Source organism: Burkholderia sp. 22PA0106 (genome assembly GCF_047497155.1).
Lineage (GTDB): Bacteria > Pseudomonadota > Gammaproteobacteria > Burkholderiales > Burkholderiaceae > Burkholderia.
The window spans coordinates 1-13,845 of record NZ_CP163162.1; the positions used below are offsets into that span (position 1 = coordinate 1).

Here is a 13,845-nt window from a genome sequence, read left to right on the forward strand (position 1 = left end):
ATGAAACCCTCCCAATTTGCCAAAGGCTTCCAGGCGCGCCCCGATACCACCACCAGCGAGAAGCGCACGGCGCTCGATCGGCTCAATGCGATCGACGGATTGGTGAAATCGGACACGTCCACGCCGGTAAAAGCACCGAAGAAAGACATCCCCGTCACGATCGTCGCAACCCCCGCCACCGAAGAGTCGGCCGACGAATCCTCGCAGTATCGCGCGTGGCGCAGCGAGAACCGCTATCAGGCAGGCCAGATCATCGAGCTGCCGCTGAAGGCGATCAAGGCCAGCCCGTTCAATCCGCGCCACTTCTATCTGAAGTCGTCGATCGCCGAACTGGCCGTCAATTTGGCGAAGCAGGGGCAGCAGCAGGCGATCCACGTGATCCCCGACTACGAAAACCCCGGCACGTTCTTCGTCAGCGACGGCGGCCGCCGCGTTCGCGCATTGAAGGAAGCGAACAAGGATTCGGTGAAGGCGATCGTGATCGACATCCCGATCGGCATCGAAAGTTACAAGCTCGGCTACGACCTGAACGTCCAACGCGATTCGCAAACGGTGTTCGATAACGCAGTCGTCTGGCGACGCTTCATCGAAGAAAGCCATTTCCAAAGCCAGAAGGAACTGGCCGAGCACCTCGGCATCGACGAATCGACCATTGCCGTCGCGCTCTCGATCGGCAAATTGCCGGAAGCCGTGATGCAGGAGATGGTCGCGCGCACCGACCGTTTCGGTTCGAATATGGCGTATCAAGTCGGCCGGTATCACACCGCACGCGGCACCGATGCAACGCTGCGGTTGATCAGCAAAATCCTGGCCGACGATCTGAGCACACGCCAGGTGGCCGATATCGTGAAGGGCAGGGCGAACGCGCAGGAGAATACGAAACCGGCCGGCCGGCAACGTTACGCGCAACGCCACGAGATCAAGATGAACGGCTCGACGGTCGGGGATCTGAAGTCCTACGGCGACGACCGGCTCGAGCTGCGCCTGCGTGGGCTGTCGCGGGAAAAGCGCGACGAAATCTTGCAGCAACTCGAAAAGATGCTGCTCAACTGAGTCAGCCGGCCACCCGCATCCACGCCCCGAAGTCCAATCGGACCTCGGGGTGTTTTTCTTTGTGGGGTAGAGAAGGGAAGCGGATCCGCCGCGCGGCGTTGACAGCACCGCACCGCAAAAAGCACAAAGGCCGAACCCGCTATTCGCAGGGTTCGGCCTCCGGGTATGTCGCTACGCGTTTCGGCGTCATCGATCGGCAAGGTGCCGATCCAGCTACTTGTGAAATCAGGCCGCGCGCGAGTGGGTCAGCGTGAATGCCAGCAGATCGCCGTCGGTCGGTTCGCCCCAGGTCTTGAGCGCAAGCCAATCGAAGAATGACGTTTCGACGAGCTTCGATTCGAGACCACGCCGGCGCCAGTCGTCGCGCAGATGGGAGCCGAGCGCCGGCAGCACATCGGTCTCGAACGAGTTGCGCGCGAGATCGCGTGCATCGTCGCCTTGTTCCTCGTACAACGCCTTGGCTTCCTTGCGGCGGTACGCATCGTATTCACCGCGCAGGCGCGCCTTCGGATCGTCGGCCGCACCCGCGCCCGACGCCATCGACGTGAGCTTGCCCGCGGCCGTGCCCGGCAGCGCATCGGGATCGGCCACCGGCGGGGCATAGCCTTTCTTCAGCGCATCCTTGAACAGGGCACCGGCGCTGCGCACCGGCGGCAACGTCGTGCTGCGCATGCGTTGCTCGGTCATCTGCAAGGCCGCGCGAATCCGGTTTTCCTCGCTGTCGGCGTAGAGCGTTTGCGCTTCCTTCAACGGGATACCGAGCTTGACCATGCGGTCGACGAGCGTGCTGTCGAACACGTTCGGATGCTCGTCGAGCGCCAGCATCGGCTGCTTGCGCTCGGACACGCGAAACTGGATTTCAGCCACGCGCCGGCCTTCGCGATGTTCGATCAACTCGACGAAGATGTTCGTGACCGCGTTGACTTCGGCGATCGCCGGGCGCAAGTAATCACGCTTGAAATACTTGTACTCGCGCTTTGCCTCGTCGCCGGCTTCCGTATCGGGCGTGCCCGACAAGATCGGGCGCCACCATTCCCACGGCTCGCGCATCGTCAGATGGCTCGGGTTCGTCAGATAGCGCACGCAGATTTCATAGAGCGCCAGGCCGGCGCTGCTGCGCAACTGGCTCTGGAACTGAAGGCTCAGGCGAGCGTACTGCACCGGGTCGAGCAACTTCTTCTTGATCTTCGGCGCGAACGAGAATTCCACCCAGACCCGGCGCGTAGCCGGATCTTCGAGAATTTCGGCATCGGCGATCAACGTGGAAATGCCCCACTTGCGACCGGGCTTCTGGCTCGACGTGCCGGTGCTCCACTCAACCTGGACCGATACCATGCGACGCAGGTGCTCCTTGACGAGCGCGGTGTCGTTGGAATCGAAGGCGGAGTTCGCGACGATATCGGACAGCAAGGCCCGATAAGTGTCGCCGGAATCGTCGGCTTGCTGGGCAACGGCGAGCAGCACGTTGAACAGCTTGCGCGTCAGCAGGGTGATCTTGCCGCTCTTGGGCTGGATGGCGATCGCCTCGACCGCCTTTCGCAACTCGGCGGAGCTGGCGTTCACCACATCGACATCGGTTTTCTTCGCGCGCTTGGTGGTCGTGGCCATGCTTCGGATCGGACAGGGTAAGTTTCCCGCAAGGATAGCGACTGTGGTGATACGCGTCTATACACGCAAACTCACCTTGGGGGGTGAAGTCGGGCGATTCGCATCGCCTCACCCCAAGCGAATTCCTGCAAAAGCTCACCGGTGGAAAAGCCGACCGTGCGCGCCTCACCTTTGCTGTCGCGGGTGACGCGGACGCGCATGATAGCCGCACCGATCCGAAGCCGTCGAGACCTCTCCCGAATTTCCTCACCTTAAAAATTTTCTCGTGGACATCCGGGGAAAATTCTGCACAGGAAATCACGGCAGTGGCGGGATAAATGAGCGCAATCGGAGGGCTGTGTCCGCTATCCGAGGAAGCGCGCTGTGCTGTGGGCACAGGATCGCGGCGCCGGCCGTGCGCGCGGCGGGCTACCGAGGTGATGCAAGCATCACCGACGCAATCGTGAACGCTCGAACCGCCAGATCGCCACTCGCGCCGTGGCCCGACACAGGTGACAGTGCCCTGGCGGCGTCACGGCAAGCTCACCCTCAAGCCGTTGCACGCCGCTGACGCTCCACAAGGCGCAAGTCGCACCGATGCAAGCGAACCGGTTCCCGACCGAGGCTTGTCCCGCTCACCGTTCCTGTGAGCGATCACGAGTGTGTCTTCGCTCTCGCACGGCACCCTCGGTCGGCCTCCGCAAGCCTGCGCCAATGCCAGGCCTTCGCCCTCTCTCACCAGCCCGTCATACGGCCCCATAGCGCTCCTCGAACGTCACGGAGCCAGGCACGCCCTCACAGGGTTCTCCCCGGGGAGTTCACAGTGCCCCGTCGGCCTCACCGTTGGGCAGCCCCTCAGCCCTGGAGTGGGCACGCGCCCCACTCTCGACACCGATCTGCTCCGCCGCCTCTCGTTCGGCCGCGATTCGCTCTTCTTGCACAGCCCGCGCGACAGCCCCGTCCCACCTCCCAAACGCGCCAAACGCCCTGCCAGCAAGGGTTGTCCACAGCCTCACGGCTTCTCGAAACACCCCATCGCCACCACATCCGCCCAATAGCTCCCGAAAAATCTCACCTTTCGCGAATCACCGGTGACCCGGGGCATTCCAGCGAAAGCACCGACATACGGGGCCTCACAGCACCATCGATCCCGAAAAGCCTCACCTTTGCCACAAACAGCCGATCACCAAAGCGCTTTCCGAACGTCCCGAAAAATCTCACCTCAGCAAGGAGAGCCGACAAAATCATCAATAATTTCATACACTTAACCTGCTTCAGGCAATACAGCAGCCATTTCTCGAAGATCCCGGAAATGCTCACCTCAACGCCAAGCCTCGAGATCCTGACCACCACCTGATGCCCCCGAAAAATCTCACCTGTCACGAAATTTGCCGCGAAAAGCACAGCGTAAATCCCTGTATCGGCGCGGGTTTACGGCTAAGTGGACGCCCACTGCTCCCGAAAAACCTCACCTTATGCATTTTTTGGCCTGTGAAACGGTCCCGAAAAGTCTCACCTCAGCCTATTTTTGGCGACTTCCGCACGACTCCCGAAATCCCTCACCTCTGGCCGAGCTGGCGCTGAAATTGCAGGCATCGGCTCCTGAAAAACCTCACCTCAAGCCTGTGCCGGGCTTCAAGACGCCCAAATACGGTACTTTTTCCCGTAAAAGCTCACGTCACCTGGGCGCCGGGTCCCGAGAAACCTCACCTATGCCCAATAAATGGGCAAATCGGCGCCGGAATTCGGCCTCGACCCGCCCCCCGCAAAGCCTCACCTATGGGTTTACGTCACAGAGCCGTTCGATTCAGGCACCATGCGGGATCGCCGCGGCAAGGCCTCCCGAAAAGCTTCACCTTTCGTACCAGGCCAAAAATGCTGTGCTCCTGAATCCGCTCACGATCTTTCCCGCAAGCCCTCACGCTCGCCCCCGAACTCCATCACTTCGCGTCCCGGAAAAGATCACCATGCATCCCGTAAAGCTTCACCTGATCGGCGGGAATCCCTTGTCCAGTAAGGCTGTGCGGTGGCGTTAACGTTTTTAACAAGGGTTTCAAGGGTGTTTACTTCTATTACTCTCTACTAGGCGCCCCGCGAGTCGTCTGAAACATCTTCCTTCTTCCACCTCCGCTGTGTGAAACATCCCCAAATATTTGGAAAGCACAGCTTAGGTCTATAGAAACAACGGCTTAGCCTCGATTCTTCGTTTTGTTTCACGGATTTTCATGAGGTAGATAGATCCACAGCGACTGTGGAACGCAAGAAGCCAGGCTGTACAGCACCACTGTGGTATTTCGAGCGAATCAGTATCAATTGATACGTGTTTCGTTATGATTGACACATTCGTGTTTCCCTATGGCTTCCCCCATGACCCTCGACGACATTCGCCAATCGATACGCGACGAGCTCGATGCCCTGCGCAACAGCGGTGCGCGCCGGCAAGATCTCTCGCTGCACGCCTGCAAACGCCTCTTTTTCGATCTCGGCATCCGCCCGTCAGCCGCCAATGTGCGTGATCTGACCCAGACGGGCAGCGCCAGCGACATCCCGAAAGACATCGATTTTTTCTGGGAGCGAATCCGTTCGGCATCGAAGGTGCGCCTCGACGGCAGCGCCTTGCCGAAATCGCTCGAAGGAAAAGCCGGAGAATTGCTCGGTGCGCTCTATGAAGCCGCGTTGAGCGAAGCGCGGATGGCACTTGAAGGCGAACGACAAGCCGCAAACGACGAAATCGCGACCGCTGCGCAGCAGGTTCGCGACGCACATATTCGCCACGAAACGCTCGAAGCCGCACTGGCGCGAAGCGAGAACCGTGCGGAACAATTGCAGGCGAAACTCACCGAAGTCGAAATCGAGCGCGCCACGGCCTCGACCCACGGCGCCGCGCATCAGGATTCGCTGCAAGCGCTGACCCAACGGCTCGAGAACGAAAACGAATTGCTGAACAAGCGTTTCGAAGCCGAACAGCAACAAAATGCGTCTTTAAGGGAAAGAATTGACGCTTTGCACGTCGAATCTCGCCAAAACACTGAACATTACGCGCAGCAAATCAAGGATGCGGTGGCCGAGGCCGAACGCCGCGTCAAACCGATGCTCGTCGAGCTCGATTCGCTGCGCAGCATGGCTGGCACGTATCAGGCGGGGTTGCGTGACGTGAACCGCAAGGAATTCGAATTCCTGCAGCAGTTGAGCGCGACAAAATCGCGGGCAGATCGGCTTGACGAACAACTGCGCAGCCAAGGTGACGAACTGAGCGCCGCCACGCGAGAAATCGAAACCCTGCGCGCGGCACAGGGCGTACCGCCCGAAATCGCGGCGCTCTTGCAGCGCCTGGCCGCCGCCGGTCAGCTCGACACAGCGGCATTTGCCGCAATCGGCGTGTCGGTGGACGCCCATATCGGCGTGCCGGCGCATTGCCCGAAGTGCGAAGAAGGCGAACCGGAACTCTCGAGCACGTCCGACGGCTTCGAATTACTGTGCCCCGAGTGCGACCACACGTCGGGCGACTGTGCTTCGCGCTTCGAAGCCGTCGCACAGTTCAATAGGCGGGCCGGTTGATATGCGCTGTGGCGCGAAAGGTGAGGAAAAACGGGAGGCCAAAGGTGAGGTCTTGCAGGACCTGATCGATCACGGATTCAGGCCAGACGCAGGCTTTCGGCCGGCAACGTTACCGATTCGTCCGTGCGGTTCGGCGCTTTTTCGAGATTTTCCCGCCAGGTTCGCCAGGCGCGATGCAGGCGATTGGCCGACACCGGCTGCATGAAGCCGAGCCAATGGCCGACGCGCTCCGGCTCCACGCCGTTTTCGAACAATTCGGCCGCGAACGTGTTGCGCAGGGTTTGCGGGCTGGCGCGCTCGACGCGTGACGCGGCGATGTCCGCTGCCTCGATGATGGCGTCGACGGCGCGCAGCATCGTGGCCTTGTGCATCGGCCCGCCGGCGAGCGAGGACGGAAACACCAGTTCGCCGGGAATATTGCAGCGGCGGCGTTCGGCCAGCCAGGCATCGAACAGCGCGATCGCGAACGAGGACAGATGCGTTTCGCGCTCGAAATCCGGATGGGCGGACGGAATCCGCACAGTCGGCTCGCCGGTTTGAATGCAACTAATGGTAATGACGCGGGCTTCGCCGGTTTTCAATCCGCCGCCCAGGAATGCGGCAATCAGCGCCCGGTCGCGGCGCTCTTTCCATTGCGACATGCCGGCCGCCGGCAACGGCGAAAACAGATAGGCGAGCAAGGCCGCGCGTTCGGACGGCAACAGGAAACTGGTGGGCTCGTTATCGCGTGCGCGGCGCCACGTTGCTTCGCCATCCTGAGCGATGAAGCGCGCCGGGTTGGTCGAGCCGAATTCATTGCGCCGCACGTGATCGAGCACGCGCTCGATCAACCGTAAATAACGGACCCGTTGCGTTTTCTTGATCGGCAGCTCGCCGACGAAACGGGCGATCGCCTGCGTGTCGACAGTGGCCAGCGTTTGCTGCCGTTCGCCGAGCCAGGTCAGAAACGCACCCCACTGCGCACGATAGACGTCGGCCGACGAACGGCGGAAATCCTGCGTGGCGAGCCAGGCGTCGAACGACGCATCCGGTTGGGCGACCCAGTCCGCTTCGCTGCCGTCGAACAGATCGCGTTCGGCGCTCGCGTGCGTTCCGGCAGGGGAAGGTGTTGGGTGAGACATGAGTGTTAATCCGTTAGTTGCTAAATGAGCGTAGTGCATCGCGCCGTGAATATCCAGGGGCACTCGCTCCGACCGCGCGGCTTCAGCCGCCCCAGATCCGCACGCGCCGCGGCCGCGAGGTCGGCACCGGATCGGCCGGGCCAAGCAGCGGTTGCCGCAGCGAGGCCTCGAACGCCGCCACGGCGTACGACAACACCGCCGGCAAGGCATTCGATTGCGCGACGTCGATGGGATCGTCGGTTTCGGGAAATTCGAAATCCACCGGCCGTTCGAACAGGCAGCGGATGAATGGGTCGTGCCGCGCGGCAAAACCGAGATCGGCCAGCGCTTCGGCCTCGATGGCGTGCAGCAGCCGCCAGGTCAGCGGCACTTCCAGCCGGATGTAGCGCGTGGCGATTGCGCGGACGATCGTCTCCATATCTTGCGCCGCAGCCTTGAAGCTGAGCGCGGCCAGGTCCTGTTCGGTCATAGCGGCTCCCTCGTGAGCATGTACTGTACAAACATACAGTATATTGCGCAACTGCCGGATACGACAGGATGGGCGCGGGATCTCAGCGATGGATCACGATCAGCAGGGCCTTGGCCTCGCCGCGCCCGGCGTTGCGGATGGCGTGCGGCGCGTCGGCCGCGTAGCGCGCGGTTTCGCCCGTCTTGAGCCGGCGCGCATGGCTGCCGGCTTCGATTTCGACCGAGCCGGCCAGGACCGTCAAGTGCTCGCGCGTGCCCGGCTCGTGCGCGTTGGACACCAGCGCACCGCCGGCCGGCAGCGTCAATTCGTACCACTCGAAGCGGCCGGCCAGCTCGATCGGCCCCCACACGCGCAACTGATATTGGCTGTCGTGGCCGGCCAGCGTCGGAATGTCGTGCTGCCCATCCACGCGGATCGTCTCCGGCGATTTCGGCGGTGCGAACAGCTCGTCGAGGCTGATGCCGAGCGCATTGGTCAGGCGCCAGGCCACGGCAATGGTCGGATTGGCCTTGTCGCGCTCGATCTCCGAGAGCATCGATTTCGACACGCCGGCCGCGCGCGACAGGTCGTCGAGCGTGAGCTTGCGTTCGTTGCGCAGCCGCTGGATCGTCTCGCCCACGCGCGGCGGCGTGGTGGCGGCGTCGGCCGGGGGCAGCGACGCGCGGCGCGTGCCGGAAGAACTTGCCATTTAGATTCCGTTCGCTTAGAGTCCGTTCGATATCTCGAACTCGTGTTCGAAATACAGGAAAAATACGATAAACCCAACGGGCGACTATAACAGTAGCAGGCCGCGCGGCCGCCGCCACGAGCGCAAGCGCCGCGCGCCACGACCCATTCAGGAGCGAACAGATGCGTGATGCCTTCCTCGCCCACGTGCGCGGGACAATCGACCAGATCCGCGCGGACGGTTTCTACAAGACCGAGCGCGAGATCGCCAGCCCGCAGGCCGCCGACGTGACGCTGGCCGGCGGCGCTGGCGTGCTGAATTTCTGCGCGAACAACTATCTCGGCCTCGCCAACGACCCGCGCCTGGTTGCGGCCGCACGCACCGGCCTCGAGCGCGACGGCTTCGGAATGGCCTCGGTGCGCTTCATCTGCGGCACGCAGACGGTGCACAAGCAACTGGAAGCCGCGCTGTCCGCGTTCCTCGGCACCGACGACACGATCCTCTATTCGAGCTGCTTCGATGCGAACGGCGGCCTGTTCGAGACGCTGCTCGGCGAGGAAGACGCGATCATCAGCGACGAGCTGAATCACGCCAGCATCATCGACGGCGTGCGCCTGTCGAAAGCCAAGCGCTTCCGCTACAAGAACAACGATCTTCAGGATCTCGAAGCAAAGCTGATGGAGGCCGATGCGGCCGGCGCGCGCTTCAAGCTGATCGCGACCGACGGCGTGTTCTCGATGGACGGCATCATCGCCGACCTGAAGGGCGTGTGCGACCTGGCCGACCGCTACGGCGCGCTGGTGATGGTCGACGATTCGCATGCGGTGGGCTTCATCGGCGCACAGGGGCGCGGCACGCCCGAGCATTGCGGCGTGGCCGATCGCGTCGACATCATCACCGGCACGCTCGGCAAGGCGCTGGGCGGCGCATCGGGCGGCTACGTGGCGGCACGCAGGGAAATCGTCGAATTGCTGCGTCAACGCTCGCGCCCGTATCTGTTCTCGAACTCGCTCGCACCGAGCATCGCCGAGGCGTCGCTGGCCGTGCTCGAACTGCTCGCCAGCGGCGAAGGTGCGCGGCTGCGCACGCGCGTGCGCGAAAACGGCGCGCATTTCCGTCAGCGCATGAGCGAGGCGGGCTTCACGCTGGTGCCGGGCGAACACCCGATCATCCCCGTGATGCTCGGCGACGCGCAGGTGGCCACGCGCATGGCCGATGCGCTGCTGGCCGAAGGCATCTACGTGGTCGGGTTCTCGTTCCCGGTGGTGCCGCGCGGCCGCGCCCGAATTCGCACGCAGATGAGCGCGGCGCATTCGCTGGAGCAAATCGACCGCGCCGTCGATGCGTTCGTGCGCGTCGGCAAGACGCTCGGCGTGATCTGAGGAGAACGAAGCATGAAAGCGCTGGCGAAACTCGAACGCGGGCCGGGCCTGCGGATGACCGACGTGAAGAAGCCCGAGGTGGGCCACAACGACGTGCTGATCAAGATCCGTCGCACGGCGATCTGCGGCACCGACATCCATATCTGGAAGTGGGACGACTGGGCGCAGAAGACGATCCCCGTGCCGATGCACGTCGGTCATGAATACGTGGGCGAGATCGTCGAGATGGGGCAGGAGGTGCGCGGCTTCGAGATCGGCGATCGCGTGTCGGGCGAAGGGCACATCACCTGCGGCTTCTGCCGCAATTGCCGCGCGGGGCGGCGGCACCTGTGCCGCAACACGGTGGGCGTGGGCGTGAACCGCGAAGGCGCGTTCGCCGAATACCTGGCGATCCCGGCGTTCAATGCGTTCAAGATTCCGCCCGAGATTTCCGACGATCTGGCCGCGATCTTCGACCCGTTCGGCAACGCCACGCACACCGCGCTGTCGTTCAACCTGGTGGGCGAGGACGTGCTGATCACGGGCGCGGGGCCGATCGGCATCATGGCCGTGGCGATCGCCAGGCATGTGGGCGCGCGCAACGTGGTGATCACCGACGTCAACGATTACCGGCTCGGCCTCGCGCGCAAGATGGGCGCGACGCGTGCCGTGAACGTGTCGCGCGAATCGCTGCGCGACGTGATGCACGAACTGCACATGACGGAAGGCTTCGATGTCGGCCTGGAAATGTCGGGCGTGCCGAGCGCGTTCACGAGCCTGCTCGATGCGATGAACCACGGCGGCAAGGTGGCGTTGCTCGGCATTCCGCCCGCGCAGACGGCGATCGACTGGAACCAGGTGATCTTCAAGGGCCTGGAAATCAAGGGCATCTACGGGCGCGAGATGTTCGAGACCTGGTACAAGATGGTCGCGATGCTGCAAAGCGGGCTGGATCTGTCGCCGATCCTCACCCACCGCTACGCCGTGGACGATTACGAAGCCGCCTTCGCGGCAATGCTGTCGGGCGAGAGCGGCAAGGTGATTCTCGACTGGACGGTTTGATCGGCGCGTGGCTTGCCGTTGACGAAAAATGCCGGTGCAGCGATGCACCGGCATTTTTCATTGAAGCGCGGCGTTTTGCGATGCGTTCAGCCGCGCCGCTTGCACGACGATACGGTCACGACGCGCGGCCCCGTGTCCTGCAGCGCGATCGGCAGCGCCGTGGGCCGGCACAGCAGTGCGCTGTCGTAGCCGCGCCCGGAGAAGCGGACGATGTCGGCGATCTCGAAACCAAGGCTGCGGTAGAACGCGATCAGGTGCGAGGCCGGATGCGGCGTGTCGAGCGCGAGCCGCGCATGGCCGCGCGAGGCGGCCCAGCGCAGCGCGAACGCCACCAGCGCACGGCCCACGCCGCGCCCCTGCCACACCGGATCGACGCCGAACTGGCGCAGGCTCGCCACGTCGCGGCATCGGTAGACATCGTTGGTGGCGGCGGTGTCGTGATCGTGCAGCGTCATCGTCGCGACGATATGGCCGCGGCAGATCGCGACGAAGCAGGTGCCCGCCAGCGCGCGCTGGCGCGTGGCCGAGGCGGGCTGGTCGACGCACGGGCAGTTCAGCCCCATCGCGCCGAGCCGCGCGAACGCGCGATGCAGCAGGTCGGTCAGCGTGTCGTAACCGTCGAGCGCGGGATCGAAGCGCCGCAGCACGATGCGATCGTGCGGGGTGGGCACGTAGCCGGCGGGCCGGGCGGTGGACGGAACGGGGGCGAGGCGGGGCGTCGACATGGCGTTTCCTGAACCGGGATCGATGGTTCGCAGTGTAGGAACGCGCGGCCGCGGCGATCAAGAAAAAATGTCGTAAACGCGGCGGCGTGACAAGCCCCGCCGCCGCGCCCGCAAGCCTTACTGGGCGGGGCTTGTCGCGCTGCTTTCGGCTTCCGGCGGCAGGCTTTCGAATTCGCCCTCGATTCGCACGCGCACGTCGTCGCCGACGGCCGGATACCAGGTCGGGATGCCGAACGCCGAGCGGCTGAAGCTGCCGCTCGCCGAGAAGCCGAGCGTGGGCGCCTTGGTCAGCGGATTGCGGCCGTAGCCGTTGAAGGTGGCGTCGAGCGTGACGGGTTGCGTCGTGCCGCGGATCGTCAGGTTGCCGCTCAGTTTGCCGGTGTGGTCGCCGGTCGGTGTCCAGCCGGTGCTCTCGAAGCGGATCGCCGGATAGCGCGCGACGTCGAGCGCATCGCCGCCCTTCACGATGGTGTCGAGCGCCGGCACGTTGGTGTCGAGGCTGGCGGCGTCGATGGTGGCCGACACCTGGCTCGCGGCCAGGCCGCCGGCGCGCCAGTCGAGCACGGCGCTGGCCTTGTCGAAGCGCATCATGAAGCGCGAATAGCCGAAGTGCGAGACGTCGAAGCTGACGCTCCAGTGATGCGGATCGAGCGTGTAGCGGCCGGCCGGCACGTTCGCGACGTCGGTCGACACATGATGCGTGAGCACCGCCACCGGCGTGCAAGCCGCCGCCGCCAGCGCCATCGCGCCGGCCAAAAAGCCTTTCAGCGCACGCCTGCGCGTGTCGTGTTGCCAAGCCATGCCATCTCCTTGAAGTGTCTGCGCACCATAGCGCGAGCGGCACGGCTTGACAAAGGAGAATGATCGTTCTACCTTGTGCGGCATGAACGATACGACACGACGATCCTCAGCGCTTCCTCAAGACGCCGACGCGCCATCGGGCGGCGCGCGCGAGCGGCTGCTGGAGGCGGCCGAGCAACTGGTGTATGCGGGCGGCATTCATGCCACTGGCGTCGATGCGATCGTCAAGCGCTCGGGCGCGGCGCGCAAGAGCTTCTACGCGCATTTCGAATCGAAGGAAGCGCTGGTGGAAGCGGCGCTGTTGCGACGCGACGATCGCTGGATGGCCTGGTTCATCGGCGGCACGCAGCAGCGCGGCGCGACGCCGCGCGCGCAGTTGCTGGCGATGTTCGACGTGCTGCACGAATGGTTCGAGCAGCCGAATTTTCACGGCTGCGCGTTTCTCAACGCGGCCGGCGAGATCGGCGACGTCGAGGACCCGATTCGCGGCGTGGCGCGTTATCACAAGGAGCGCCTGCTGGCGTTCGTGCTGGAAACGTGCGAGGCCTATGCCGACGCGCACGGCGTGGCGGCAAGCGAAGCGGCACCGTTGGCGCGTCAGTGGCTCGTGCTGATCGACGGCGCGATCGGCGTGGCGCTGGTCAGCGGCGAGGCCGCGGCGTCACGCGACGCGCTCGCGGCCGGCGAGGTGCTGCTCGACGCGTTCGAGGCGCGCGCGGCACGGGCCGCCTGACGGTTTGATGCACAAGCCTTGCCGCGCCGGATACGGGTGGCAAGGCAGGAATATCTGCCGGCGGTTGAGCGGCAGTTTATTTGGTAATCCTTACTAAAAATGCAGTCCCACGAAACCAGGAGCAAGCGATGTCCGAAGTCAGCGAAGTCCGTCCGCCGGTGCCGCCGTTCACGCGCGAAACCGCCATCCAGAAAGTCCGCGCCGCCGAAGACGGCTGGAACTCGCGCGATCCGCAGCGCGTATCGCTCGCCTACACGCGCGACAGCAAGTGGCGCAACCGCGCCGAATTCGTGACGGGCCGCGAAGAGATCGTCGGCCTGCTCACGCGCAAGTGGGCGCGCGAGATCGACTATCGCCTGATCAAGGAGCTGTGGGCGTTCGAAGGCAACCGCATCGCGGTGCGTTTCGCCTACGAATGGCACGACGATGCGGGCAACTGGTTCCGCTCGTATGGCAACGAAAATTGGGAGTTCGACGAGAACGGCCTGATGGCGCGTCGCCATGCCAGCATCAACGATCTGCCGATCCGCGCGCAGGACCGGCTGTTCCACTGGCCGCTCGGCCGTCGCCCCGACGATCACGCAAGCCTGTCCGATCTCGGTTTGTAAGGTGCGCGGGCGTGTTGCCGGCCGCTCACCGGAGCGCGTTTCACGGCGACACGTTCAGCGCAACTAACGACTTGCCTATCGATGCGCGCGCAAGCATTGT

The 13,845-nt window shown here is 63.7% G+C and carries 12 protein-coding genes; 6 read left to right on the forward strand and 6 right to left on the reverse strand.

Annotation, left to right across the window (positions count from 1 at the left end; translation table 11 throughout):
• Positions 1–1,053, forward strand: a complete 1,053-nt coding sequence (locus tag AB4850_RS00005) for a ParB/RepB/Spo0J family partition protein (RefSeq protein WP_414440580.1) — start codon at positions 1–3, stop codon at positions 1,051–1,053.
• 225 nt (positions 1,054–1,278) lie between these two features.
• Here the strand turns inward: AB4850_RS00005 and AB4850_RS00010 are convergent, their stop codons facing one another.
• Positions 1,279–2,661 (reverse strand): replication initiation protein, encoded by a 1,383-nt coding sequence (locus AB4850_RS00010; protein WP_414440581.1) that lies wholly within the window; start codon positions 2,659–2,661, stop codon positions 1,279–1,281.
• A 2,346-nt stretch (positions 2,662–5,007) separates the two neighbouring features.
• Between AB4850_RS00010 and AB4850_RS00015 the strand changes: the two genes are divergently transcribed.
• On the forward strand, positions 5,008–6,198 hold the full coding sequence (locus AB4850_RS00015) for a DNA-binding protein (RefSeq protein ID WP_414440582.1): 1,191 nt from the start codon (positions 5,008–5,010) through the stop codon (positions 6,196–6,198).
• 77 nt (positions 6,199–6,275) lie between these two features.
• On the opposite strand, the gene AB4850_RS00020 is transcribed toward AB4850_RS00015, so the two are convergent.
• The 3 genes from AB4850_RS00020 to AB4850_RS00030 form a co-directional block, all read right to left on the reverse strand.
• Complete coding sequence (locus tag AB4850_RS00020) at positions 6,276–7,319, reverse strand: tyrosine-type recombinase/integrase (protein ID WP_414442036.1); 1,044 nt, start codon at positions 7,317–7,319, stop codon at positions 6,276–6,278.
• 82 nt (positions 7,320–7,401) lie between these two features.
• Positions 7,402–7,788 carry a DUF2471 family protein gene (locus AB4850_RS00025; RefSeq protein WP_414440583.1) on the reverse strand — a complete coding sequence of 129 codons (387 nt, stop codon included), beginning with the start codon at positions 7,786–7,788 and terminating at the stop codon, positions 7,402–7,404.
• An 82-nt stretch (positions 7,789–7,870) separates the two neighbouring features.
• On the reverse strand, positions 7,871–8,476 hold the full coding sequence (locus AB4850_RS00030; RefSeq protein ID WP_414440584.1) for a helix-turn-helix domain-containing protein: 606 nt from the start codon (positions 8,474–8,476) through the stop codon (positions 7,871–7,873).
• 161 nt (positions 8,477–8,637) lie between these two features.
• On the opposite strand from AB4850_RS00030, the gene AB4850_RS00035 reads away from it, so the two are divergent.
• Positions 8,638–9,837 carry a glycine C-acetyltransferase gene (locus AB4850_RS00035; protein WP_414440585.1) on the forward strand — a complete coding sequence of 400 codons (1,200 nt, stop codon included), beginning with the start codon at positions 8,638–8,640 and terminating at the stop codon, positions 9,835–9,837.
• A 12-nt stretch (positions 9,838–9,849) separates the two neighbouring features.
• Positions 9,850–10,878 carry an L-threonine 3-dehydrogenase gene (gene tdh / locus AB4850_RS00040; RefSeq protein ID WP_414440586.1) on the forward strand — a complete coding sequence of 343 codons (1,029 nt, stop codon included), beginning with the start codon at positions 9,850–9,852 and terminating at the stop codon, positions 10,876–10,878.
• 86 nt (positions 10,879–10,964) lie between these two features.
• Here the strand turns inward: tdh and AB4850_RS00045 are convergent, their stop codons facing one another.
• Both AB4850_RS00045 and AB4850_RS00050 read right to left on the reverse strand, forming a co-directional pair.
• Positions 10,965–11,603 carry a GNAT family N-acetyltransferase gene (locus AB4850_RS00045; protein WP_414440587.1) on the reverse strand — a complete coding sequence of 213 codons (639 nt, stop codon included), beginning with the start codon at positions 11,601–11,603 and terminating at the stop codon, positions 10,965–10,967.
• 117 nt (positions 11,604–11,720) lie between these two features.
• Entirely contained in the window at positions 11,721–12,347 is a 627-nt protein-coding gene (locus AB4850_RS00050; protein ID WP_414442037.1) for a YceI family protein, read from the reverse strand.
• A gap of 139 nt (positions 12,348–12,486) precedes the next feature.
• Here AB4850_RS00050 and AB4850_RS00055 point away from each other — a divergent pair, with 139 nt between their 5' ends.
• Together AB4850_RS00055 and AB4850_RS00060 are read left to right on the forward strand one after the other, a co-directional pair.
• The gene (locus AB4850_RS00055) at positions 12,487–13,137 is read left to right on the forward strand and encodes a TetR/AcrR family transcriptional regulator (RefSeq protein ID WP_414440588.1); all 651 of its coding nucleotides are present in this window, start codon (positions 12,487–12,489) and stop codon (positions 13,135–13,137) included.
• A 128-nt stretch (positions 13,138–13,265) separates the two neighbouring features.
• The gene (locus AB4850_RS00060) at positions 13,266–13,745 is read left to right on the forward strand and encodes a DUF1348 family protein (protein WP_414440589.1); all 480 of its coding nucleotides are present in this window, start codon (positions 13,266–13,268) and stop codon (positions 13,743–13,745) included.
• The last annotated feature ends 100 nt before the right edge of the window (positions 13,746–13,845 follow it).

Coding starts and splice junctions, on each gene's coding strand:
- AB4850_RS00005 (WP_414440580.1), top strand. CDS start 1: ATGAAACCCTCCCAATTTGCCAAAGGCTTCCAGGCGCGCCCCGATACC.
- AB4850_RS00010 (WP_414440581.1), bottom strand. CDS start 2,661: ATGGCCACGACCACCAAGCGCGCGAAGAAAACCGATGTCGATGTGGTG.
- AB4850_RS00015 (WP_414440582.1), top strand. CDS start 5,008: ATGACCCTCGACGACATTCGCCAATCGATACGCGACGAGCTCGATGCC.
- AB4850_RS00020 (WP_414442036.1), bottom strand. CDS start 7,319: ATGTCTCACCCAACACCTTCCCCTGCCGGAACGCACGCGAGCGCCGAA.
- AB4850_RS00025 (WP_414440583.1), bottom strand. CDS start 7,788: ATGACCGAACAGGACCTGGCCGCGCTCAGCTTCAAGGCTGCGGCGCAA.
- AB4850_RS00030 (WP_414440584.1), bottom strand. CDS start 8,476: ATGGCAAGTTCTTCCGGCACGCGCCGCGCGTCGCTGCCCCCGGCCGAC.
- AB4850_RS00035 (WP_414440585.1), top strand. CDS start 8,638: ATGCGTGATGCCTTCCTCGCCCACGTGCGCGGGACAATCGACCAGATC.
- tdh (WP_414440586.1), top strand. CDS start 9,850: ATGAAAGCGCTGGCGAAACTCGAACGCGGGCCGGGCCTGCGGATGACC.
- AB4850_RS00045 (WP_414440587.1), bottom strand. CDS start 11,603: ATGTCGACGCCCCGCCTCGCCCCCGTTCCGTCCACCGCCCGGCCCGCC.
- AB4850_RS00050 (WP_414442037.1), bottom strand. CDS start 12,347: ATGGCGCTGGCGGCGGCGGCTTGCACGCCGGTGGCGGTGCTCACGCAT.
- AB4850_RS00055 (WP_414440588.1), top strand. CDS start 12,487: ATGAACGATACGACACGACGATCCTCAGCGCTTCCTCAAGACGCCGAC.
- AB4850_RS00060 (WP_414440589.1), top strand. CDS start 13,266: ATGTCCGAAGTCAGCGAAGTCCGTCCGCCGGTGCCGCCGTTCACGCGC.